Origin of the sequence: Cohnella sp. OV330, assembly GCF_900112065.1 — a bacterium.
Taxonomy (GTDB): domain Bacteria; phylum Bacillota; class Bacilli; order Paenibacillales; family Paenibacillaceae; genus Cohnella.
Map to the genome: position 1 here is coordinate 277,655 of NZ_FOKE01000007.1, position 22,437 is coordinate 300,091.

Here is a 22,437-nt window from a genome sequence, read left to right on the forward strand (position 1 = left end):
CGCAGCTACCCGAGCGCGGCAGTGGTCGCGAAAGAGATAGGGCGGAATCCGGCAAGGAGGCGTAAAGCATGTACATCGAGGAACTGCATATCGACGGGTTCGGACCGCTGGCCGGCATGCGGCTTCGGTTCGACGCGGGGACGACCGTCGTATGGGGACCGAACGAAGCGGGCAAGAGCACGCTGCTTCGATTCATGCGAAGCATGCTGTACGGCTTCGCGACGCGCGCGCAGCTGCCCGAGCGGGGAGAGCCCGTGGGCGGCGGCCGGCATGGCGGCAGGCTCGTCCTGCGGGACGAGCAAGGCCGCCTGCGGATTCTCGAGCGGTATGCGGACGCGCCGCAGCGCAAAGGCGCGCCTGTCGCGACGCTGCGGGAGGCGGACGGCGGCGAACGGCGGCTCACGCAAGCCGAGGTCGAACGGCTGCTGCTCGGCGGCGTGTCGGAGCAGCTGTTCAGGCAGCTGTTCGCCGTCAGCTTGGACGAACTGCACGAGCTTCGTTCGCTTAAGGGCGACGAGATCGGCAATTATTTGTACCATGCGGGCATGGCGGGCGGCGCGGCATTGACGTCCGCAGGCAAACGGCTGAGGGCCGAGATGGACCGGCTGTACCGTCCGAAAGGCTCCGTACAGGAGATGGGCGAACTGCTCGCGCGGATCCGGGAGCTGGAGGGCCGGCTGCGCCAAGGGCGTCAAGGGCTCGGCGCCTATCAGGAGGCGCTCGGACGGCTCGCGGCGCTGAACGGGCGCGCGGCAGAGCTGGAGCGCGCGCTGCCCCAGCTTCGCGCCAGGGCCGCGGCGGCGCGGGGGGCGCTCGACGGACGCGAGTGGTGGCTGCGCGCAGCCGCGCTCCGCGCCGAGGAAGAAGAGATCGCTGCTGCGCTGGCCGAGGAGGTCCGGTCTGCCGATCCGCTGCCGGCCGAAGCGGCCGCGGAATGGCGGCAGCTCGTCGAGCGCAGGGCGTTCGCGGGCACGGCCGCCAAGCAGGCTTCGGTTGAGCGCGAGCGGCTCGAGGCGGAATACGCCGGCCTCGTATGGGACGAGCGTCTTGTCGCCCGTGCGGGCGAGCTGGCGGCGATGGATCTACGCGGCGACGCGCTGGAGGCGAGACGGGGCGAACTGGCGGGCCTCGAGTCGGACATGCGTCTCGCGGAGGAAGCTGCGGCCGCCGCGCTGCTTCGGCTCGGGCCGGGCTGGCAGGAGAAGGACGCGGAGGCCGTCGCCGCGCTCGGGGAGCGGGAGGAAGCGCGCGTCATCGGCGAGCGCCTGGCCGAAGCGGAGCGAAGACGCGAGCTGCTTTCCGCGGAGGCGCAGCGTCTGCGCCGCCAGCTCGCGGCGTTCGACCAGGAGGCGGGGCGCCGTGCCGACCAAACGGCGGCGAACCGGGGCGGCGTTTTCCGGTTCAAGCCGGATACGCGGGACGCGCTGCTGCATGCCTGGCATCGGCTGGACGACGCGCTTCAGGCAGCGGAAGCCGCGAGGCGCGAATATGCTTGGGCCGCTTCTGCCGCGGAGGCTGCCGGGCTCGCCGCGAACGCGTCGGCCTTGGGCGCCGCCGTTCGCGAACGGGACAGCGCGGAGGTCATGCGCGAAAGCCTTGGAGGCGGCAGAAGGACAGCCGGGCGCGGCAGAAGCAAGGGGAGGACGAATCGACGCGGTCATGCGCCTAGCGCGGAGATCTCCTTCGCGCTCGTGCCGTTTCTTGCCGTAGGGGCCGTCGGCGCGTCGATCGCCGCCTTCGTATCAAAGGAAGGGCGATTCGCGTTCGCCGCGCTCGCGATCGTGCTTGCGCTCGGCGCGGGCGCAGCCGTCTGGATGAGGCGAATACCGCCCGGCGCATCCGTCGGCGCCAATCAGGATCCCGCCGCTGCGGATGCGCTGCTGCGACGGTTGGACGCCGCCCGGGAGGCGGAGCGGCGAGCGCGGCGGCAAGCCGGCGAGTCGCTGCGGCAGCTGCTCGTGCAGGGTGAGGCCGAAGCCGAAGCTGCGGCGGCTCTGGATCGGGAGACAGCCGACAAGCTCGCTGACGGCGGCGGGGCGTCCGAGGCAGGCGCATCGGGGGAGCTTCGGCTCCGGCTGCGAGACGAGGTGTACGGAGAGCTGGATCGGCTCGGAGAAGCGGAGGCCGAGCAAGGCCGGCACGCCGAACGGCAGGCTCGCAGAGAGGCGCTCGCGCGCGAACTGGCCGGCGCGGAAGGCGAGCTGGCGGAGACGGAGGCGGCGATCCGCGCCGTCCGCGCGGACTGGTCCGCGTGGCTGGCGGCGCGCAAGCTGCCGCCCCAGCTGCAGCCGGCCGCGCTGCCCGAGCTCGGCCAGCTCGCGGAGCAGGCGCTGCAGCAGCTTCGGCAGCGGGCCAGGCTCGCGGCGCGGGCCGATTCGCTGAGGGCGGAACGCGACGCGTTCGAAGCGGAGGCCGCCGCGCTGCTCGCCGCATGTCCGCCCGCTGCGCATAGCGGCGGCGACGCGGCGCTTGCGGTGAAGTTGCTGCACCGCGAAGCGCGGGAGCAGCAGGGCATAGCGGCCGCGGCCCGCGGGCTGGACGAGCGGCTCCGGCAGGCGGCATCGGCCGAAGCCGCCGCGATGTCCGCGCTCGAGGACGCGGCATCGGCCGTCGCCGCCGTCGTGCAGGCGGCGGGCGCGGACGGCGAGGACGCGTACGCGATGCGCCTCGGCGCGGACGAACGGCGCAGGTCGCTGCGCCGGGAGCGCGCGGAAGCCGAATTGCGGCTGTCCGCCGGCCGCGGCGAGCCGGAGCTGAAGGCTCTGCTGGATTTGCTGGATAGGCATGACGAAGGCGCGCTGGCGATGCTGGCAGACGAGGCGCGCGAAGCGGTAGTCGCCTGCGAAGCGGAGCGGGCGGAGACGCTGGACGCGCGAGGGCGCTTGTCCGAGCAGTTGGAGCGTCTAGGGCGCGAAGCCGAGACGGAGGAGACGTCGTACGAGCTGGAGGAGCTTCAAGCCGAGCTCGAACGGTTGGCGGAGCGGTATACGCTGCTTGCGGCGACGGCCGAGCTTATCCGGCGGACGCGCGTCACGTTCGAGGAGGAGCGCCAGCCCGCCGTGCTGAGGCAGGCTTCGGCCTATTTTGCGGAGCTGACGGAAGGAAGATACACGCGTATCGCGGTGCCAGGCGACATGCCGGATTTGCTGGCGGAGACAGCGGATCGCCGGATCGTCGGCAGCGCCTTCCTGAGCCGAGGGACGCAGGAGCAGCTTTATCTGTCGCTGCGGCTCGCGCTGGCAGGCGCTGCTTCCCGCGAGCAGCCGCTGCCCTTGCTGCTGGACGACCTGTTCGTTCATTACGACGAGGACCGGCTAAAGCGGTGCGTGAACGTCCTGAACGAGCTGTCCCGAACCCGGCAGATTCTGCTGTTCACCTGCCACAGGCATGTCGCCGATACGCTCGCGGAGGGCATGCCGGGATCGAGACTGCTGAAGCTGCCGGAACTGACGGCTCGGCCGAGCGGCCTTAACGGTCTTTAGACGCGGGTGACGCGGCTCAAGAAAATCCTTCGGGCGGGGCGGACGGCGGAGCGGGCCTCACGCGGTCCCTGCCCATAAGCATGACCCAGCCGAGGCTCAGCATGCCGAAGATCGGGTACAACGTCGTCAGCAGCGGACCGAAGCCGAACTGGCCGGCCATGAAGCACAGCAGCAGCACCAGCACGACGAGCGCGTTTAACGGAATTCTCACGCGTTCCCGCAGCTGCAAGGAAAGGCCGTAGATGTCCGCGACGAGCGTCGTGAAAATCTCCATGAAAATCAGGAACACGAAGATCCAGTGGATCCAAGGTCCGATCTCTCTGGCGATGCCGCCCATCGGGATATCGAACTGCTCGATGCCGGGCATGCGCGAAGACAGCGCCAGATGGCCTGCCAGCAGCATGCCGCCGATGCCGAAGCCGCCGATCCACGCGCCTCTTCGCAGGACGACGGGATCGCCGATTCGCGCGCCGAGCGGCACGAGCACGGCCTGCGACATGGAGAGGTTGAAGGCGCCGTACAAAAAGGGAGACAGGATGGCCGCCCAAGGAGACAGTTCCATCGGCAGGGTCATCCAGCGGTCGGCGCCGGGACCGCGCAGCGTCTCCACGACCAGCACGGCGGTGAATACGATCATGACCGGCACGACCAGCGTATTGATCGCGAGAATCGCGCTCATGCCTTTTCGCAGCAAGAAGAAGCAGGCCGTCATCGTAATGAGGAGACCGGTCTGATAGTTCAGGTTCAGATGCTCCGAGAAAAGCGATCCGGCGCCGGCCAGCATGACCGCGTTTACGCCCAGGAGCACGAGCAGCATCAAATGGCTGATCCAGGCGCCGGCCTTCGGTCCGAAAAGATGCTTGTTCAGGTCCTCATAGGATCTGGCGCGCATCTCAGCCGCCAACAGCATCATCTTGGCGCCCAGCCAGACGAATAGCGCGGTGGATACGAGGATCATCGGAGCGGCCCAATTGCCGAACCGCGTAAAAAACTGCAGCACTTCGCGTCCGGTCGCGAACCCGGCGCCGACGACCGTGCCGATGAACGTGAACGCAACCTGCAGGCTTAAGCCCCATCGCCTCATCTCCGGCGGACCTCCCCCGACTCGTCCATGATTGTCCTTCTCTCAGTCTATGAGAGAGCCGGACGCGCCATGACAAGCCTGAGGGGAAAGGGGTCAGACGAGCGACGATCCGATCAGCTTGATCGTGACCACCTCGTCCGCCACCGGATCGAAGTCCAGGCGCAATATGCCGCCCTCGACGTCGGCAGTCATGGACGAGGAGGACGGGGTCGCCTTCATCGACAGGCTGCGGGCGGCGTCGGCCGTCGCGCTGCCGACTTCGACGTTCGGCAGCCCGGAGGAGACGGAGGCCGACGAGATTTCTACATAAACGACATGCTCGGATGAATCGACCCCGATCGTCAATCCGCCGTATTCGCGGAGCTCGACCGTATGTCCCGCGTCCGGCAGCGTATAGCTGTCGCTTGCCCGGCCGCCGATCTCGGCTTCAGCGTCCGCCAGCGTCATGCCGAGCGAGATGCCGCCGAGCCGAGGTTTCTGCGAAAGGGTCTTGTCCGGCGTCCCGGCCGGTGCTCCGCCATGCGCATGAATCGTTACCTCGGGCGTCGGATTCGGGTATGCATCCGAAGCTTCGGCGGAGGGTACGGAAGTCGCCGCCGATTGAACGTCGTGCGCGCTGCCGCATGCGGCGGACAGCAGGATGACGCCGGTCGCCAGTACGCCGAGGAGCAGGTTACGCTCTTTGCGTCGGCTGTTATACATGAGGACACCGCCTTACATTCTTTTCTATATTTAGTTGGACCCGCCGGATAGAGATAAAGTTGCTCGTCGAATCGGATTTGAGCAGTTGCGCATGGGCCTCCCGTCGCAGGCGACCGCCAATGGGGGAAGAAGGGCCTAGAAATCTTCGCGCGCCGGCCGGTGTTGCGTGAACGCGCAGGGATATGGTATTTTATTCGGAAAAGAGTGGACGGGGAGATTGTCATGGAGATATTGAAACAACGGATTTTAGAGGAAGCGACCGTCGTAAGCGCAGGCGTCCTGAAGCTCGACTCGCTGCTCAATCACGGCGTCGATCCGGGACTGACGATGGAGCTCGGCAAGGAATTCGCGCGCCGCTTCGAGGGACGGGATATCACGAAGGTCGTGACGATCGAAGCGTCCGGCATTCCGGTCGCGTTCGCCACGGCGCTCGTCATGAACGTGCCCCTCGTATTCGCCCGGCGCAAGAAGACGCTGCTTAACGAACCGGACGCCTATTGCGAGCGCGTGCCTTCGTTTACCAAAGGCATCGTCACCGACCTGCTCGTATCGCGACACCTGCTGAAGGCCGAGGACCGGGTGCTGTTCATCGACGATATTATCGCCAACGGAGACGCGGCAAGAGGGCTGCTGAAGATTCTCGAGCAGGCCGGCAGCTCGGTGGCGGGCATCGGGATCGTGCTCGAAAAGTCGTTCCAGGCGGGCGGCAGGACGCTGCGGGAGCTGGGCTACGAGGTCGAATCGCTCGTCAAGATCGCTTCTTTGGAAGGTAACGCCATAACGTTCGAGGACTAGTCCCTATTCTTTGTAAGATAATCCCAAGCCCAACCTTGAAGAGAAGACTTCCCGTCGGGCTGCCATTTGTTCTATAATAAGGCTAAGTGCAGAGGGAGGCGAGCAGCAAATGGGAGATATGAATGTGCCGCAGCAGTTTTTCGTCGACAAGCTGGAGCAAGCCAAGATCCATTTCGAGCGCGCGCTCGACTGCAAGCATACGGAGTTCGACGACCTTTATCCTTATATGATCGAGCATCCGCAGTTTTTCTGGTACAAGCGATACGTCGCTTGGTCGGAGCTTCTCACGATCGTGAAGCTGTGCGACGAGCTGGGGATCTCCTGGACCGAGCAGTTCACGGAGCGTCAAGCCGAGTACGTACGCGGCCGCGTCATGTCGAGCAAGGTACTCGATTATTGGTACGAGACAAACGAATCGCGCGAGCATGTCGGCTAAGCAGCTGCGGCGTTGAATAGCAGGAGGACCCGGACGAGACGGCCGTCTTGTGCGGGTCCTGTTTTTTATATGCTTTAAACGAATGGAGAGGAGACCGTCATGGCAATTAGCGACGAACAACTTGATCAGTACCGGGTCGAAGGAATCAAAGTCCGCGTCGTGCGGGACATCCTGCAGATCAACGACGTGCGGGGGATCGTCGTGGCATGGGACGACGATTACGTGCTTATCCGCAGACCGAATCGCCGTGTCGTGAAGCTGCGGCGCAGCTATGCGATCGGACCCGCGTCGGAGCCCAGGCAGGCACCGGTGCTGGACGGCGCGCCCTTCGAACTCGAGGATGTCGGCGAACCGGATGATGCAAATGACTGAAAATTAGAACTTTGCGGACAAGCTTGACTTCGTTTCCCGGCCCGTGCTATTATGAGTTTCGTGATTGCGGAACGTAAGGCGCGGCGCCGTTAACGGACAAGCGCAGATCGTTCCCGGCAACATCACTTTGCGGTCGTGGCGGAATTGGCAGACGCGCTGGATTCAGGTTCCAGTGGGCTAACCCCCCGTGGAGGTTCGAGTCCTCTCGACCGCACCACCTCATCAACGACAGGCTTTCGATTCGTCTTAGGACGAAGCGGGAGCTTTTTTATTGCGATCCGCTAGAGCAGCGGCCCGCCTTTTAGTACCGCGCATAAGGCGATCGGACATCTTCATATGGAAATGAAATAAAGCTTTACAATCGAGTGAAAACCCTATATAATCTAATTTATCGTCTTGAGATAGAAGTTTTGATCGGGACGCTTCATATGCGGTCGTGGCGGAATTGGCAGACGCGCTGGATTCAGGTTCCAGTGGGCTAACCCCCCGTGGAGGTTCGAGTCCTCTCGACCGCACCACTTCGATTTTAATAAGCTCGCATGTCCCCCTTCGGCGCATGCGAGCTTTTTGCATACCAATTTACAAAAGCGATTTCGGTCAGTTTTTTAAGCAGGATGCTGAATGGCGTGCGTCCGCCGAATGGTCTACCATGAAGAGGCGAATAGGTGCTGCTGGAAGGGGAAGGGGCGTTAGGAACCGGCATGAGCGTTAAGGCGACGGAGACCTGCAAAGGCTGTACTTCAAGCGTAAAGGTCACGGAGGCGCAAATCGAGCGTCTGTTGTCCAAAATCAAACCGAGCGACCGGATTGACGACGATAGCTATAAAACGAGGCTGGAAGCGTGCGCGAGCTGCGACGGACTGGCTTACGGCACGACATGCATGCACTGCGGTTGCCTCGTACGGCTGCGGGCGAGCCTGAAAGAGGGACGCTGTCCGCACCCGGAATCCCAAGTCAATCCGAAATGGCTGGCATAGGGCGCGCATCCGGACTGAACGATGAAGGCGAAAATGAAAGCTCCATGCGCTTAGATGCGCATGGAGCTTATTTGCCGTCAGGTACGGGGCTTGAAGCTGATCGTCGCGACCGAAGCGGCCGCCATAGGGACGATGTACGCTTGACCGTCGCGCTTGATACCTTCCATCGGCTTCGCTTCGACCCGGTCGGGCGCCTCGAACGTATTGTGCGCGCTCATGCCTTCGCCGCTTAATACGAGACCTTCCATTTCGTATTCGCTTTCGGTTCCGCGCAGCTCGAGCCGGAGCTCGGCAGCGTCGGCGGGATGCATATTGAAAAGGCTGACATGAACTACGCCGTCCTTTTTAGAAGCCGTCGCGCCGACATGGGGCAGCGGCTGTCCTTCTCCCGAGCCGAAGCTGCCGAATTCCCCATGCAAGGCGAGCGCCTCGGCATCCTGATGAACGGCATACATTTTCAGAACGTGGTAGGTCGGCGTACGCAGCATCCGGTCGCCTTCGGTAAGCACGACCGCTTGCAGGACATTAACGAGCTGCGCGATGTTGGCCATCTGGACGCGATGCGCGTGCTTGTGGAAAATATGCAAATGCGCGGCGGCGACGAGCGCGTCCCGCATCGTGTTTTGCTGGTACAAAAATCCCGGATTCGTTCCCGGTTCGACGTCGAACCAGGTGCCCCATTCGTCGACGATCATGCCGATGCGGCGCTCGGGATCGTATCGGTCCATGACCGTGCCGTGCCGGGTGAGCAGCTCGTCCATATGAAGCGCCTTGCGCATCGTGAGTTCCCAATCGGACGCTTCGAACTCGGTTGCCGAACCTTTTTCCTGCCACGTACCCGGGACGGTATAGTAATGCAGGCTCAGTCCGTCCATTTGCCCGGCGGCCTTCTGCATGAGCACTTCCGTCCAGCGGTAATCATCCGAGTTGGCCCCGCCGGCGATCTTGTAGAGCTTGTTGTCGCCGTACTGCCTGCAGTACGTTTGGTACTGGCGGTACAGGTCGGCGTAATATTCGGGCAGCATATGTCCGCCGCATCCCCAGTTTTCGTTGCCCACGCCGAAGTACTTGAGCTTCCAAGGCTTCTCGCGACCGTTCTGCCTGCGAAGGTTGGCAAGCGGAGATTCGCCGTCGAACGTCATATATTCGAGCCACTCGGACATCTCTTGCACGGCGCCGCTGCCTACGTTGCCGCAAATATAAGGCTCCGCGCCGATCAGCTCGCACAACCGGAAAAATTCGTGCGTCCCGAAATGGTTGTTTTCCACGACGCCGCCCCAGTGCGTGTTGATCATGCGCTTGCGGGTCTCGCGCGGACCGATGCCGTCGCGCCAATGATATTCGTCGGCGAAGCAGCCGCCCGGCCAGCGCAGCACCGGAACCTTGAGCTCGCGCAGCGCCTCGAGCACGTCGTTGCGGATGCCGTCCGTATTCGGGATCGGCGAGTCCTCTCCGACCCACAATCCTTCGTAGATGCATCGTCCGAGATGCTCCGAAAAGTGACCGTAAATATTTTTGTTGATCGTTCCTGTCGTCCAGTCCGTATGCACGATTGCCTTCAGCATGCGATTACTCCTTCCAAAATAACGTTACTCTTTGCGATGAACGCGTTTTCAGCTTCATTATAGAGGCTTGAGAAGGAGCGAACCATCCATTATAATATCAAAAAAAATGACCGATCGTGCTTTGGGAGGGATCGATTTGCTGGATTTGCTGAGCTGCGGCTATCACCATGTCCATCCGGACGGTATCACGATCGACAGGCCGAGGGGCGCGGGCAACTATGCCTTCGTTTTTTTTAAGAGCCGCTCCGAGGTCATCGTCCGCGGCCGATCGATGAGCGTTGAGCCGGGGACCCATATCCTGTTCGGGCCGGATACGCCGCATCTGTACCGGGAGATGGAGCGTCCGTTCGCGAACGATTGGTTCCATTGCGTGGGCGAAGAGATGGGGGCGCTGTTGGCCGAGCTGGGATATCCGTTGGACGAGCCGGTCAAGGCCGTCGATGCTCTGCAGATCTCGCGGGGCGTCATCGAGCTGCGGCGCATACAGAGCAACGGGGGGCGTCTGGCGGGCAGGATCCTAGATCTGGAGCTTCGCGGCTTCATGATGAAGCTGGCCAATGCGACGCAGGCAGCGCCGCTTCCGGACAAGGTCAGCGGCTATTACGGCGCCTTCGTCGATCTCCGAAGCTCGCTCTATAATGCGCCGCACGAGCGGACGACCGTGGAGGAGCTGGCCTCGCGGGTCAATTTGAGCAAATCGTATTTTCAGCACTCGTACAAGCAGTTTTTCGGCGTGCCGGTCATGACGGACATGATCGCGGCCCGACTTGAATATGCGAAATATTTGTTGAAAAACAGCAGGCTGTCCGTCTCCGAGGTGTCGACGCTATGCGGGTACGACAACGATACCCACTTCATGCGCCAATTTAAAAAGTACGTCCGCGTCACGCCTAAGCGCTATCGCGATGCCGGCGCTCCCGACCGCAGTCCAGTGCAGATCACGACTTCAGCAGGGCAACCGTTCACGACGCAAGACGATGGGAGAGGCTCCTTGCCGCGGCTACAATGAAAGAGACATAGCCAACGTTAAGGGAGGAATCGGGATGATCGGCAGTACGCAAATCGAGGCGACCGCCCCCGTCGGAGGGGCCGAAGACGGCGCGCGGTTTACGGTTCGGCAAAAGGCATGGCTTCTCTGGGAGAAGGTCGTCTGGCTCGGGATGGAATGGCGCAGCGAGGGCAAGCTCGATTACGGCATATGCAAGCTGCTCATCAAACGGCATTCGGGGGAACCGATCGTTTGCGAGGACGGCACGCGAATCGAGGCCGGCGACCGGATCGGCGAGCTGCATCTGGACAACCGTCGGATGCTCGAGCTGTCCGGCGCGGTCGGCGCCGACCGCGCCGCGTTGAAGACCGCCCGGCTGGCACGCGCTTCGTTGAGGCGGATCGCCGAGGCGATGGAGGGCGATCCGAGGCTGGCCAAGGTGAAGGGGCTGCTCGGCACGACGCTGCTACACCGCGGACTTGTGCACGGTCTGGGCTTCGAGTGCCGGCCGCTTCCCTCGCGGACGATGGAAAGATGGACCGCCGTTTATTTGCAGACGCTGCTCAGGTTCCTTCATCCTGCCGGCGGACGCCGCACGCGAGGGAGCAAAGGAAAGCTGGTGCCGATGCAGCTCATTCACTCGCGTCAATCGCTCATGCGTTCGATGGGGAGCTTCAAGCCCGCCGCTTCGTGAACGGCCGCCGACAACTTGCGTCCATCATGAATCAAGACTTCGGCAGCCTGACGGCGCATCGCGCGCCGTCAGGTTTTTTGACACGAATTATTTGAATTCGACGGAAGGGAGCGCAGGAAAAATGTCGAATTATGTAGTATTCATCCTCATGCAACTAGATCCGGTAAGCGTGGTGTAAAATGAAAAATAAGCAAAACCGTTATTTCTCCAACCCTTCCTTCGCGGCCATCGAAAATCGGCGCCAGTTCCGGTACGCGCGCGGGTTTATTTGGACCTATTGGTCGGTCATCGGCGCGCATTTTTTGGCCCAGCTTTTCGCGTTTCTTTTCCTCCCTTACGAAGCCGCGGCGAATTATTTTTATTTGCATATCTTGTTCAATCCCACTTTGCTCATGTGCGGCATCACGGCCGTCGCCCATTCGTTTCTCGTCAAAGCCGAACGCTTCTCGTTTCCTTCGATTTTCGTGGCGGGCACGTTGATCTCGATGGTTATCGTCCATTTGAACATGGATATCCGGATTATCGCGGCGGTCATGCTGCTCCCGATTTTCGCCTCTACGCTTTTTTTCAGGCTGAGCTTGACCTGGTTCACCGCAGCGCTTCAAGTCGTCGGCTTCAGCGTCCTGTTTCGGTGGGATATTGGGTTTCGCTCGTTTATGAGCGATTTCGACCTGATTGCGATCGTTCTGTTTTTCGCGCTAAGCACGGTCGCCGCCAGCTTCATCATCGTCAGCGGCCGCGATCTCGTCATCGATCTCGAAGCGGCGATGATCGCTCAGCAGCAGCTGCTGGTAGAAAAAACGGTTATGTCCCAGCGCTCCAAAACGGATGCGTTGACGAACCTGTACAACCATATGTCTTTCCACGATTTTTACGACAAGGCAATCGAGTTCGCGGACAGAGGCGCGCCTTTTCACCTCGCCTTGATCGACATCGACAACTTCAAATCGATCAACGATACGTTCGGGCACCGCGTCGGCGACACGATACTGGCGACCGTAGCGCGCGTCATCAAGGATCGGATCTCCCCTGCGGACATCGCGTCCCGGTACGGCGGAGAGGAGTTCGCCTTGCTGCTGTTCGAGCAATCGTTCGAAGAGGCTTATGCGCTGGTCGACGGGATCCGGGCGGAGCTGGCCGAGTCGTACCATCCCGAATTGGACGGCAGAGCCGTGACCGTGAGCGTCGGGATCAAGAGCTATTCGAACGCGTTCACCAAGGAAAAGCTGTTCGAGGACGTGGATGCATTGCTATACGAAGCGAAGCGGGCTGGGAAAAACAAAGTGGCATCCGAGGCGTTGACCGTCTGATTGGCACGGGTCGACGCCTTTACCGCTTCATTTTCAGCAAACCTTCGTCCTGGATGATGACATGGACCTTGAACTCGATTTTCATGAACGGATAATACTTCGTTCGCCACTGCCGCAGATTTTCCCGTGAGAGCTTGTCGCGGAAATACTGCCCAATTCCTAATATATCGGCTTCTTTGGCTTGTGCGGCCCGGAGCATGGATTGAAAACGCGCCGACAACTGCTCGTCGATTTCCTGCTTGATTTCCGCCTCGGTCGGGGCGCCGACCGTCTCAAGCACGGTCACCTTCAGATGCAGCCGCCCTTTCATCGTCGCTTGGCCTTCTTTCAGCTCGCTGCTGCGGGTCAGCCGATCCGCTACGATTTTCACCGTCGCGTGATTCATGACCTCGATTTTGCCTTGGGTTCCCGTTCCTTTGAACAGATTGTAGAGCAGCGATTCATCCGAATCGATGACGCCGACCATTCTTCCGTTTTTGATTACGGCGGCGCCGTTGCTCTCGATGGTCGTGGAGAGGCCGGGCTGGATGGTCGGGATAACGACATCGCGCGTAAATGAGTCCATGCTTCTGAACACTTCCCAGATTCGGGTTTGCACGACTTCCGGCGACCATCCTGCGTTTTTTTCGAAAAAATCGTACATTTCCGTGCCGTCGCTCGTCGAGGATGACGTCAGCTTATCGAAGAGCGGCTCCAGCGCGCCCACGCTGATCGCGGTTAGCGTCTTGTTGGAGATGTCCCTGGCGCGCATGAAGCTCTCGACGCTCTGGCTCAAACCTTTTTCGGCGACGGACCGTTCGAAAATAATGACCTTCAGATGGAGCAGGTCGACTTTATTTTCCATATTTCTGTCGATTTTATCCAAAATCTCGTCGATCGTGCTTCCCGATTGGGAGATGATCTTCACGTCCGTACGGCTGGGAGTGGCATCCGGAATGAGCAGCAGCACCTTATACGTATCGTCGATCTGTTTAACCCCCATGACGACCGGCAAGGAACGGTGATTGATATCCTTGATGTCCCAACATCCGCTTAGCGCCAACGTACCTGCGAGCACGACCGCGAAGAGGACGAGTCTTCGCGCGCTTATTCTCATGGACGGACGGCCTCCATTCGGCGGCGTCGCGCGCCGAGCGCGAAGACAGCCAGGGGAATGATGAAGGCTGCGTAATAGCGCGGAAGCGTATTCCACCACATCAATCGCTCGACGGCGCTCCAATTCGGTACGAGCAGGCAGACGCTATACACGACCGCAGCCAACAGCAAGCATGCCGTCGGGTCTTTCAAAACGGGAATGCCGCGTTTGATCATGAGCAGGGTCACCCACATTCCGAGCGACAAAAACAAGATGACGAAGCAGAGCATGCTGATCATGAAAAACATCGTGACTCTATCGAACATGAGCCAGCTGACGTCAACCGTATCCACGGCCATAATAAAAGGGAACGGGAACTTGGACGCGGTGTTTTCGCCGAAAGTCAACAGCGGCACGTAAACCGATACGAGAAAAAACGGGATCAGCCCCAAGCTCGCGAGCACGATTTTGCGGCCTTGGAACGGAATGTGAGGCGGAATAAATCCCAAAAACAAAAAACCGCCTACGAACGCGAACAAGCTTTTCAAAAACGGACGGCGAAGCGTATATGCAAACGTAGCGGCATCGCGATCCATCAACGGGAGCATGTAGTGCCAATCCGTGTTTTGAAAAGACAAGACGACAACCAGGATCAGAAACGGGAAAAACAGAAGCGCGACAAGCATGCCCGTTCTAAAAATCGATTCAATGCCTAACAGGCAAATGAAGGTGCTCACCGCGAGAAAAAGCAGCATGATCGTCCAGAGCGGGGTATTGCCCAAAAAGATCACGGTCACGATCTCGGCGTAGGCGCGAATCGTAATAATCATGATCATGATGAAGTAAATCGCCAGCGGGAGCAGCATCGCAAAGGCGAATACGCGACCGACCCCTTGAAAAAGATCGATGACATTGAGCGGCGCGCATTGGCTTAAACCTTTCGTGTACACCGCTAACATGCTGATGTGAATAAGGAAGCCTAACAGCACGGCGCACCAATGCCCGGCGGTTAGGCTGCCGATAATCTCGGTCGGATATAGAAAAAAAATCAGGCCGATGTGAGTGATCCAAAACATCACGATCACTTGGCGGCTTTTATCCATATCGGCGCCCCGCTTTCCAACGCGATAAGTAAGGAACTCCGAACGTGTTGACATGACCGATATACGCGCAGATGACGACGATTCCAACGAACAGCCCGAGGACGCCGAACATCGCCGACAGAACGAGCAGCAAATATTTGCCGAGACGAAGAGCGGTCGCGTTTTGAAATCCGATGACGGTAAAGTTCGCGATCGTCGAAGCGGCCAAAATAATGATGAGCACGTTGCTGACGAGCTTGGCTTGGACGACCGCTTGTCCGAGTATGATGCCGCCGACCATCGTAATCGTCGGTCCGATCGTGGTGGGCAACCGAATCGCGGATTCAAGCGTCAATTCAAGGATCAACAGCAGAAGCAGCGTCTCGACCAGGGCCGGATACGGCACGCCTTCGCGGCTGCCGGCGATCGATAGCGCGATCTCGATCCGCAGAACCTCGGGATTCACCGATACCAACGCGACGTACAACCCCGGCAGCAGCACGTTGACCAATACGCCGAGAACGCGCAAAAGCCGAAAAGAGAACATGATGATCGCAGGGAAATTGCGATCGTTCTGCGAAACGAACATATCGGACAGCAAGCTCGGCAGCACGAGGGCGAACGGAAAACGGTCCAGCAGCAATACCGCCTTGCCGTGTTCCAGCGCGAAGGCGGCTTCCTGAGGCAGTTCGGACGTGTTGTATCGGGTGATCAGCGCCCATTTAGGAAAGCCGAAAAAATCGGACAACGCCTGGAGGTCGGGAATGTCCACGTCGGGCAGCGTCTCGAGCTTCTGCACGATGGATTGCAGGAGCTGCTCGCGAATTTTCCCTTCCGCGTATAGAAGGACGGTCTTTCTGCGCTGGCTTTGTCCTAGCGAATACGATCGAATTCGCAGCGTGTCCGAAGGCAGATGCTTCTTAATGAGTCCGACATTCGTATCGAGATCCTCATTGAAGGCGCTGATGGCGCCCCGAAGCACGTTTTCCGTCGTCGGGGACTCCAGGGCGCGGGACAGCGTCCGGCCGACCGGGATCAGGCGAAGGCATCGGTCGCCGGATTGAGAGCAAATCAGCGCGTCGCCCGCGGCGAGCGCATCCAGTACTTCCTGCTCGCTTGGCTCGCGCATGGGCGTTCCGACGCCGCTATCGCGATCGAACAACGCTTTTCCCGCGCCGGCGGCATTCAGGGCGAGCTGTCTCAGCATTACGATCGACTGCGGCAGATCGATAAGGGATGTGTATCCCGCCAAATAGACCGATTCCCCCGCCAGGAAGAGGCTATGAAGGAACAAATCCGAATCTTTTGCTTGTCTCGATTCCAGGAAAGCAGGCAGTTTCATTAGTCACGCCCCTCGCGATAATTTTCCATTATCCCCCAAGCGAGGGCCGGTAAAACGTTCACGGTCGTAAAAGGGACAAACTAGATCGGTACCTGCCGGGTCGATTAGCGCGATGCCGTGCGCGGGGGAACGGCGGATGTCGTCCTGCGACGCCTGAGCAGCGCAAGGCCGACGTACATCCACGCCGCGAAGGAAGCCGCTGCGACGGCCAATGATGCGACAGCGAAGCGTTTGTATGCGGGCGAACGATCGAAGTGCGCATGCCCGAGCCGCTGCTCCGCTTGCTTCATGAGCGCGACTTGAAGCTCGGGATCGTTGCTCATGCCGCCCGCGTTCATCCGGAAACCGTTCGTCTGGCCGGGCCTGTTCAATCCGCTCTTGACGGTCAGCGTCACGTCGATGCCGCGGTTCTTGCAGATCCGCAGCAGCGGCTTGGAGAAGGCGCCGTAAGGAAAGGCTAGCACGCGGTTGTCTTCGCCCAGCTCCTGTTTAAGCACGTCATTGGCCTGCCGTAGATCCGCGTCCACGCGCGCTTCGTATTCCTTTTCCGTTTCCCTGCGTCCTTTGTCCTTCAGATACAGCCGGCTCGAGAGGGCCGGCTCCGGGTGTTTGCCTCGCGCATCCGTCGGACCATAATAATGTAGATCGTACGTATGGTTAAAGAAGTCGATGCCGCCGCGATGCATCTCTTTGACTTGGTCCCAATTCAGCTTTTCCACGCCCGGCTTCCGCGGGTTGCCGATCGTCCCCACGATCAGGAAGCTGGCGGCCGGCGCCCGATACTTCTCAAGGAGCGGATAAGCGTACTTATAAAAGGATTCATAGCCGTCGTCGAACGTCAGCAAAACCGCGTTATCGGGAACGGAGCTGCCATGAAGGATGAAGTCGCGGTACTGACGCATCGAGATCCAGTGGAAATTGTTGTCCTTCATGAGCCTAAGCTGGCGTTCGAAGTTGGCCGCGGACAGCGAACGGACGTCCTTAGGCGACGCGGTGACGTCATGATACATGAGCACGAGCACGCGATTCCGGTAGTAGTGCCCGTTCGGTTCGTCCGCGCCTGCCTTCAGCCCTGGATAGGGCGAATAATCGGCGTTGGAGGGCTCCCCCGAGCCGCCCGCCGCGGTGCCGTAGAACAGGCGTTGAAGGACAGGATAACGGCTATGATAAGCTTGTACGAAGCTTATATTGAACGTGGCGATCGCCACAATAAGGAAGAGGGACAGAGCGGCAAAACACGTTTTTAGACGCATGGATGATCTCCTCTTGCAGCCGGCCGCTCAAGCGCTCGGCTCCGGCGATTGGGGTACCCGTATAAGACGACGGAACCCGAGAAATGGTTACCGAAAAAAAAGACTTTACATTCTGTCGATCGGCCTATATAATCTTATTTATCGTCTTGCGAGAGAAATTGAACAAGATAGATATGCGGTCGTGGCGGAATTGGCAGACGCGCTGGATTCAGGTTCCAGTGGGCTAACCCCCCGTGGAGGTTCGAGTCCTCTCGACCGCACCACCTTTCATAGGATCAGGCTTCCATTCGCATGATGCGGATCGGAGGCCTTTTTTGTGTCTCATTCGATAATTGAAGTCCGCTCGGCAGGGATTAACCTTCCGGCGCCGTACACCGATAAATAAGCTATATGAATCCTTTGAGGTGAGTCGGGCATGGCGTCGTTTTTGGTCAATCATGTACAGGCCGGCATGAAGGTCGGCATCGATATATTTTCGGACAGCGGGATCAAGCTTCTGGCGAAGGGGACGGCGATCACGGCGCAGCATATCCAGATGCTGCAGAGCCACAAGATCCGGGAGATCGACATCGACGGGGAAGCCCCGGTGGGAGATTATCGCTTGGACAAAGCCCGTCAGATTGATCCTGTCCAACAGGCGAACGAAGAGAAGGCGAAGCTGCGCCAGCTGATGAAGCACATTCCGCTCTTTTCGAGCCTGGCGCCCGAGCATATCGCGCTGTTGGCCGACCGGATGGAAAAGCGGGAGCAAGTAGCGCAGACGATTTTATTTCGGGAGAACGATCCGGGCGATTCGTTTTTTATCGTCCTGTCGGGCACGGTCAAGATCTACAGGACGAGCCCGGAGGGCGACGAGAAAATTTTGGCCGTATTCAATGCGGGGGACAGCTTCGGCGAGCTGTCGCTGATCGACGGCAAGCCGCGCTCCGCCACGGCGCAAACGCTGGAGGACGCGGAGCTGGTCGTCATGTCCCGGGATCACTTTCTGGATATGCTGAAAACCCACTTCGATCTGAATCTCGTCATCATGGCCGAGATCGTCCAGCGCATGCGCGACACGAACGACCAGGTGTCCGACCTGATGTTCTTCGATGTCAGGACGAGAGTCATCAAGAGTCTGGTCAAGCTCGCAAACCGGTTCGGCGAACGGAGCGACCATACGATCGTCGTCCAGATGCCGCTCGACCGGCACGAGCTGTCTCAGATGGCGGGCGTAAAGATCAAGGAGCTGAACGAGGTGCTGTACGATCTGGAAGACCGTCAGCTCGTAAAGATGTACGCAAGCTACTTCGAGCTGAATCTCATCAAGCTGCGCTCGCTGCTCCGTTGACGCAGGACGGAATTTAAGAAATATTTAATATCCGTCCTCCGAATTGTTTAAAATGTTTGTCCTATTCTGTATTCCGGGAATAGGAGGGGATGTAAGAAATGAAATCGCGACTGCTGCTTCTGCTGCTCATCGCCGGATTCGTCTGCGCGGCCATCGAACGCAAAGCCGATCTCGTCCGCGCGGCGGATGCGATTCTGGGCCATCCGACCAAGACGCAAACGGAGCAATTCGGCGCGGCGGACGCCCGCTCGGCGCCGGTTGCAGCGCAGGCAAGCACCTCGGCGGACGAGGCCGGGCCCTCCGCCGAGACCGCGCAGGCCGAAGACGATGCGGCGACTCCCGGCGAGGAGGACGCGGCGGCGAACGAAGGACTGAGCCTCGCCGCCGACAGCTTGCACAGCACCCATGCCATCCTCGTCCGCCTGGACGACGGCCGGGTGCTGATGGACAAAAATATCGAGGATCGCGTATACCCCGCCTCGCTCACGAAGATCATGACGGCGATCCTCGCCATCGAGCGTATCCCCGACCTGAAAAAGACCGTAAAGCTCGAGCCGGACATGTTCGAGACGCTTCGGAAGCAGAACGCCTCGATGGCGGGCTTCCTGCCCGGCGAGCGGGTGAGCGCGATCGACCTGCTGTACGGCGCGATGCTCCCATCGGGCGCGGACGCCAGCGTCGGGCTCGCGACGCGCGTCGCCGGCTCGGAGTCGAAGTTCGCGAAGCTCATGAACGGCAAGGCTAAGGCGATCGGCATGACCGACACGCACTTCGTCAATGCGACGGGACTGCACGATCCCGATCACTATACGACGGTCAAGGATCTGTCGGTATTGCTCGCCTATGCGCTTAAGAACGAGACGTTCCGCCAAGTGTTCACCGCCTCGCGCCATTCGACGGCGCCTACGGACCTGCATCCGGACGGCATTACGCTGCGAAGCTCGATGTTCAAAGAGCTTGGCGAGTCGGGCCTCGCCGGCGAAGAGATCGTGGGCGGAAAGACGGGCTACACCGAAAAGGCGGGACTTTGCCTCGCCAGCCTGGGCCGCCTGCATGGCAAGGAGTATATACTCGTCACGACCGGCGCCCAGGGAGACCGCAAAACGACGGAGGCGTACGATATTGCGGACGCGGTGAACGTCTATAGCGAATTAGGCAACGCGCTGTGACATCCGTTACAATGGGATTGTGAAGGAGCGCGATAGGACATGAATCCCGTCACCATATTGATCGCCGACGACGAAAAGGAAATCGCCGACCTCATCTCGCTGCATTTGCAAAAGGAAGGCTATAAGATCCTGCTCGCGCATGACGGCAAAGAAGCGGTTCGGGCGATCGAAACGCAGGCCGTCGATCTTGCGGTTCTCGATATCATGATGCCCGAACTCGACGGCTTCGAGGTCGTGAGGCAGATCCGCGAGCGGCACCGGCTGCCCGTCCTGTTCGTGAGCGCCAAGACGTCGGACTTCGACAAGATCTCGGGCCTCGTCATCGGGGCGGACGATTATATGACCAAGCCGTTTAACCCGATGGAGCTGGTCGCGCGCGTGCAGGCCTTGCTGCGGCGGTCGACGCGGCTCAATCCGGCGAGGGCGGACGAGCCCGTCACGATCGAGGCCGGCGGACTCGCGATCGTCCCGGACCAGCGGCGCGTCACCATCTACGGCGAGCCGATCGAGCTGACGCCGAAGGAATTCGATATTTTGTGCCTGCTCGCGAGCCACCCCCGCAAGGTATTCGGCGTGGAGCAGATTTTCCAGCAGGTGTGGGGCGAAGCTTACTACGAGGTCGGCAACAATACGGTCATGGTCCACATTCGGACGCTGCGCAAGAAGCTCGGCGAAGACAACAACAAGGACAAGTGGATCAAGACGATCTGGGGAGTGGGATATACGTTTAATGGCTAGCGGCATCAGCTTCAGGTCCAAGATGATCCTGCTGCTCGGACTCAGCATGCTGACGTCCTTCCTCATTACCTATCTCGTTTACAGAGGATTGCAATCCTACTATCGCCAAAATGCCTACTACGGCGATTCTTTGAATGCGTTCCGCAATATCATGCGCAGCATCGGCGACGTCAACGTGTTTTTGATTATTTTTATCCCGTTGTCGGTGTTGTTTTTCTTTTTATACACGAAGCCCTACGCCACGTACTTCAACCGAATCTCGAGCGGCATCCACCGGTTGGCCGTCGGCGATTTCGACACGCCGGTCCGCATCTCCTCTCAGGACGAGTTCCAGGCGATCGCGGAGGACATCAACATGGCCAGCGACAAGCTGCGCCAGGCGATCGCGCGCGGAGACTTCGCGGAGACGAGCAAGGACCAGCTCGTGCTCAACCTCGCCCACGACCTGCGCACGCCGCTTACCTCCGTGACCGGTTACCTCAACTACATGCTGCAAGCCGAAAATCTGTCGGACGATCAAATCCGGCATTTTACGTCGATCGCCTATACGAAGTCCCAACGGCTAGAGAAGCTGATCGACGAGTTGTTCGAGATTACGCGGATGAATTACGGCATGCTGCCGGTCAAGCGCGAGCCGATCAATCTCGGCGAGCTGCTCGTCCAACTCGGCGAGGAGCTGTATCCGATTTTCGAGAAAAACGGGCTGACGCTTCGCTCGGAAGTGATCCCCGACCTGAATATCCAGGGAGACGGCGAGCTCCTCGCGCGGGTGTTCGAGAATTTACTCAGCAACGCCGCGCGTTACGGAGCCGACGGCAAGTACATCGACGTTCGGGGCGAATGGGACGGCCAGGAGGCGGTCATCCGGGTCGACAACTACGGGGATCGCATTCCCGAAGCGGAGCTGCCGCATCTGTTCGAGATGTTTTTCACCGGCGACCGCGCGCGGGTGCAGCGGGAGGGCGGCACGGGCATCGGTCTCTATATCGTCAAAAACATCGTAGAGCGCCACGACGGCACGGTTGAAGCGGAGAGCGGCCCGGTGCTGACGCGGTTTACGGTGCGGCTTCCGAAAGCGTAAACGGCCGGCATCGTTACGCGTGTGGCTTGGGTTGTCGAAGAAGCTGCATCCGCAGAGACGTGGCCCTTTACGCGCCGAAGTCCATGTCCGGATACACGTACGGGTCCTTCGACGGTTCGATCTCGGTTGCGGCGTCAACTTGAAGCATCAGCACTTCGACGCCGTCGACCGTCGTCTTGGCCAGCGTGCCGGAGACGGTCATCCATTTATCGTTCGCATACTTCGCCGCATCCGGCGATTCGACGACGATGCCGTACGGGATCGCGTCGGCCGCGCAGCACTGAACCGCGAACCTGCCGAGCACGAATTGACTTTCTCCGATCGAATCGTCCCGATAGACGAAGCCCGATATCGAAGCGCGCCGTCCCGTGAATGAATCCGGATAAAAAGAAAGCGTCGTCAGCGTTTCAAGATAGCGCCGGTCTGCAATCTCGATCTCGGGCTCGGCGTAGAGCATCTTGCCATAATCCGCATACGGCTTGGTGAGCGAATCGTGCGGGAATAACAGGTCCAGCTCTGCGTCTGTTGCCGACGGTTCGGGGACTGCTTGATTCGCGAGCGCGACGTTGACGCCGCTCAGCTTCATGCCCTTCTGCGCGGCCATCGCGCTGCCGATCGTCGTGTCGGGCGTCAGAAAAAACAAGGCGAGCGGCACGGCGAACAAGACGCCGGCGCGAAGCTGGCGCAGCCAGGAGCCCGCCGGCTCGTGACCGCAAGCCTCCCCGCAGCCGGACGAACGATCGCCGTCCCATGCTTTCAGCGCCTGGTAGACGAGCGCAGCGGCGATGAAGCAGAGTCCGACCGAAGCAAGCTTCGTGTATGCGGCCATGCGCGGCGAGATATAAAGACTAAGGCTTCCGGTCGCGGACAGCCTGGCGATATAGAGTCCGATGCCGGCCAGGACGACGGCGCGCGCTAAATGTCGGGCGATCAGGCTGTATTTCGGACGCTCGTTCATGTTC

20 protein-coding genes and 3 tRNA genes are annotated in these 22,437 nt (G+C 60.1%); 15 read left to right on the forward strand and 8 right to left on the reverse strand.

Annotated elements, in window-relative coordinates; translation table 11 throughout:
• The first annotated feature begins 68 nt into the window (after nucleotides 1-68).
• Entirely contained in the window at nucleotides 69-3,482 is a 3,414-nt protein-coding gene (locus tag BM235_RS18340) for an AAA family ATPase (RefSeq protein ID WP_090115671.1), read from the forward strand.
• Nucleotides 3,483-3,498: 16 nt separating this feature from the next.
• Here the strand turns inward: BM235_RS18340 and BM235_RS18345 are convergent, their stop codons facing one another.
• Together BM235_RS18345 and BM235_RS18350 are read right to left on the reverse strand one after the other, a co-directional pair.
• The gene (locus tag BM235_RS18345; RefSeq protein ID WP_090115672.1) at nucleotides 3,499-4,566 is read right to left on the reverse strand and encodes a YkvI family membrane protein; all 1,068 of its coding nucleotides are present in this window, start codon (nucleotides 4,564-4,566) and stop codon (nucleotides 3,499-3,501) included.
• Between the two features lie 93 nt (nucleotides 4,567-4,659).
• On the reverse strand, nucleotides 4,660-5,268 hold the full coding sequence (locus tag BM235_RS18350; RefSeq protein WP_090115673.1) for a hypothetical protein: 609 nt from the start codon (nucleotides 5,266-5,268) through the stop codon (nucleotides 4,660-4,662).
• Nucleotides 5,269-5,490: 222 nt separating this feature from the next.
• On the opposite strand from BM235_RS18350, the gene BM235_RS18355 reads away from it, so the two are divergent.
• The 6 genes from BM235_RS18355 to BM235_RS18380 all read left to right on the forward strand — a co-directional run bounded on the left by BM235_RS18355 (nucleotide 5,491) and on the right by BM235_RS18380 (nucleotide 7,848).
• On the forward strand, nucleotides 5,491-6,063 hold the full coding sequence (locus BM235_RS18355; RefSeq protein WP_090115674.1) for a xanthine phosphoribosyltransferase: 573 nt from the start codon (nucleotides 5,491-5,493) through the stop codon (nucleotides 6,061-6,063).
• 109 nt (nucleotides 6,064-6,172) lie between these two features.
• Nucleotides 6,173-6,499: a hypothetical protein gene (locus BM235_RS18360; RefSeq protein WP_090115675.1), complete on the forward strand. Its 327-nt coding sequence runs from the start codon at nucleotides 6,173-6,175 to the stop codon at nucleotides 6,497-6,499.
• A gap of 99 nt (nucleotides 6,500-6,598) precedes the next feature.
• Nucleotides 6,599-6,871 (forward strand): hypothetical protein, encoded by a 273-nt coding sequence (locus BM235_RS18365; RefSeq protein ID WP_090115676.1) that lies wholly within the window; start codon nucleotides 6,599-6,601, stop codon nucleotides 6,869-6,871.
• A gap of 129 nt (nucleotides 6,872-7,000) precedes the next feature.
• Nucleotides 7,001-7,088 (forward strand) — tRNA-Leu (locus BM235_RS18370).
• 213 nt (nucleotides 7,089-7,301) lie between these two features.
• Nucleotides 7,302-7,389 (forward strand) — tRNA-Leu (locus tag BM235_RS18375).
• Between the two features lie 147 nt (nucleotides 7,390-7,536).
• Entirely contained in the window at nucleotides 7,537-7,848 is a 312-nt protein-coding gene (locus tag BM235_RS18380; RefSeq protein ID WP_255374457.1) for a DUF6171 family protein, read from the forward strand.
• A 77-nt stretch (nucleotides 7,849-7,925) separates the two neighbouring features.
• Here the strand turns inward: BM235_RS18380 and BM235_RS32860 are convergent, their stop codons facing one another.
• The gene (locus tag BM235_RS32860) at nucleotides 7,926-9,413 is read right to left on the reverse strand and encodes an alpha-N-arabinofuranosidase (RefSeq protein WP_090115677.1); all 1,488 of its coding nucleotides are present in this window, start codon (nucleotides 9,411-9,413) and stop codon (nucleotides 7,926-7,928) included.
• 136 nt (nucleotides 9,414-9,549) lie between these two features.
• Between BM235_RS32860 and BM235_RS18390 the strand changes: the two genes are divergently transcribed.
• From BM235_RS18390 to BM235_RS18400, 3 genes are all read left to right on the forward strand, one after another.
• Complete coding sequence (locus BM235_RS18390; protein ID WP_090115678.1) at nucleotides 9,550-10,422, forward strand: helix-turn-helix transcriptional regulator; 873 nt, start codon at nucleotides 9,550-9,552, stop codon at nucleotides 10,420-10,422.
• A 34-nt stretch (nucleotides 10,423-10,456) separates the two neighbouring features.
• Nucleotides 10,457-11,095 carry a YkoP family protein gene (locus BM235_RS18395; RefSeq protein ID WP_090115679.1) on the forward strand — a complete coding sequence of 213 codons (639 nt, stop codon included), beginning with the start codon at nucleotides 10,457-10,459 and terminating at the stop codon, nucleotides 11,093-11,095.
• A gap of 179 nt (nucleotides 11,096-11,274) precedes the next feature.
• A complete protein-coding gene (locus BM235_RS18400; RefSeq protein ID WP_255374458.1) occupies nucleotides 11,275-12,405 on the forward strand; it encodes a GGDEF domain-containing protein in 1,131 nt (376 codons plus the stop codon).
• Between the two features lie 19 nt (nucleotides 12,406-12,424).
• Here BM235_RS18400 and BM235_RS18405 read toward each other — a convergent pair whose 3' ends face one another.
• The 4 genes from BM235_RS18405 to BM235_RS18420 all read right to left on the reverse strand — a co-directional run bounded on the left by BM235_RS18405 (nucleotide 12,425) and on the right by BM235_RS18420 (nucleotide 17,157).
• The gene (locus BM235_RS18405) at nucleotides 12,425-13,501 is read right to left on the reverse strand and encodes a Ger(x)C family spore germination protein (protein ID WP_090115680.1); all 1,077 of its coding nucleotides are present in this window, start codon (nucleotides 13,499-13,501) and stop codon (nucleotides 12,425-12,427) included.
• The gene (locus tag BM235_RS18410) at nucleotides 13,498-14,583 is read right to left on the reverse strand and encodes a GerAB/ArcD/ProY family transporter (RefSeq protein WP_158544017.1); all 1,086 of its coding nucleotides are present in this window, start codon (nucleotides 14,581-14,583) and stop codon (nucleotides 13,498-13,500) included. Before BM235_RS18410 ends, BM235_RS18405 begins: the two co-directional genes overlap by 4 nt.
• Nucleotides 14,576-15,904: a spore germination protein gene (locus tag BM235_RS18415; RefSeq protein ID WP_090115682.1), complete on the reverse strand. Its 1,329-nt coding sequence runs from the start codon at nucleotides 15,902-15,904 to the stop codon at nucleotides 14,576-14,578. Before BM235_RS18415 ends, BM235_RS18410 begins: the two co-directional genes overlap by 8 nt.
• A 104-nt stretch (nucleotides 15,905-16,008) precedes the next feature.
• Complete coding sequence (locus BM235_RS18420) at nucleotides 16,009-17,157, reverse strand: polysaccharide deacetylase family protein (RefSeq protein WP_090115683.1); 1,149 nt, start codon at nucleotides 17,155-17,157, stop codon at nucleotides 16,009-16,011.
• Nucleotides 17,158-17,332: 175 nt separating this feature from the next.
• Between BM235_RS18420 and BM235_RS18425 the strand changes: the two genes are divergently transcribed.
• From BM235_RS18425 to BM235_RS18445, 5 genes are all read left to right on the forward strand, one after another.
• Nucleotides 17,333-17,420, forward strand: a tRNA-Leu gene (locus BM235_RS18425).
• A gap of 152 nt (nucleotides 17,421-17,572) precedes the next feature.
• Entirely contained in the window at nucleotides 17,573-18,487 is a 915-nt protein-coding gene (locus tag BM235_RS18430; RefSeq protein WP_090115684.1) for a Crp/Fnr family transcriptional regulator, read from the forward strand.
• Between the two features lie 98 nt (nucleotides 18,488-18,585).
• Nucleotides 18,586-19,656, forward strand: coding sequence for a D-alanyl-D-alanine carboxypeptidase family protein (locus BM235_RS18435; protein WP_090115685.1), 1,071 nt, complete (start codon nucleotides 18,586-18,588; stop codon nucleotides 19,654-19,656).
• 39 nt (nucleotides 19,657-19,695) lie between these two features.
• Nucleotides 19,696-20,394, forward strand: a complete 699-nt coding sequence (locus tag BM235_RS18440) for a response regulator transcription factor (protein ID WP_090115686.1) — start codon at nucleotides 19,696-19,698, stop codon at nucleotides 20,392-20,394.
• A complete protein-coding gene (locus BM235_RS18445) occupies nucleotides 20,387-21,475 on the forward strand; it encodes a sensor histidine kinase (protein WP_090115687.1) in 1,089 nt (362 codons plus the stop codon). Before BM235_RS18440 ends, BM235_RS18445 begins: the two co-directional genes overlap by 8 nt.
• Nucleotides 21,476-21,542: 67 nt before the next feature.
• Here BM235_RS18445 and BM235_RS18450 read toward each other — a convergent pair whose 3' ends face one another.
• A complete protein-coding gene (locus BM235_RS18450) occupies nucleotides 21,543-22,433 on the reverse strand; it encodes a TIGR03943 family putative permease subunit (protein ID WP_090115688.1) in 891 nt (296 codons plus the stop codon).
• Nucleotides 22,434-22,437 lie beyond the last annotated feature (4 nt).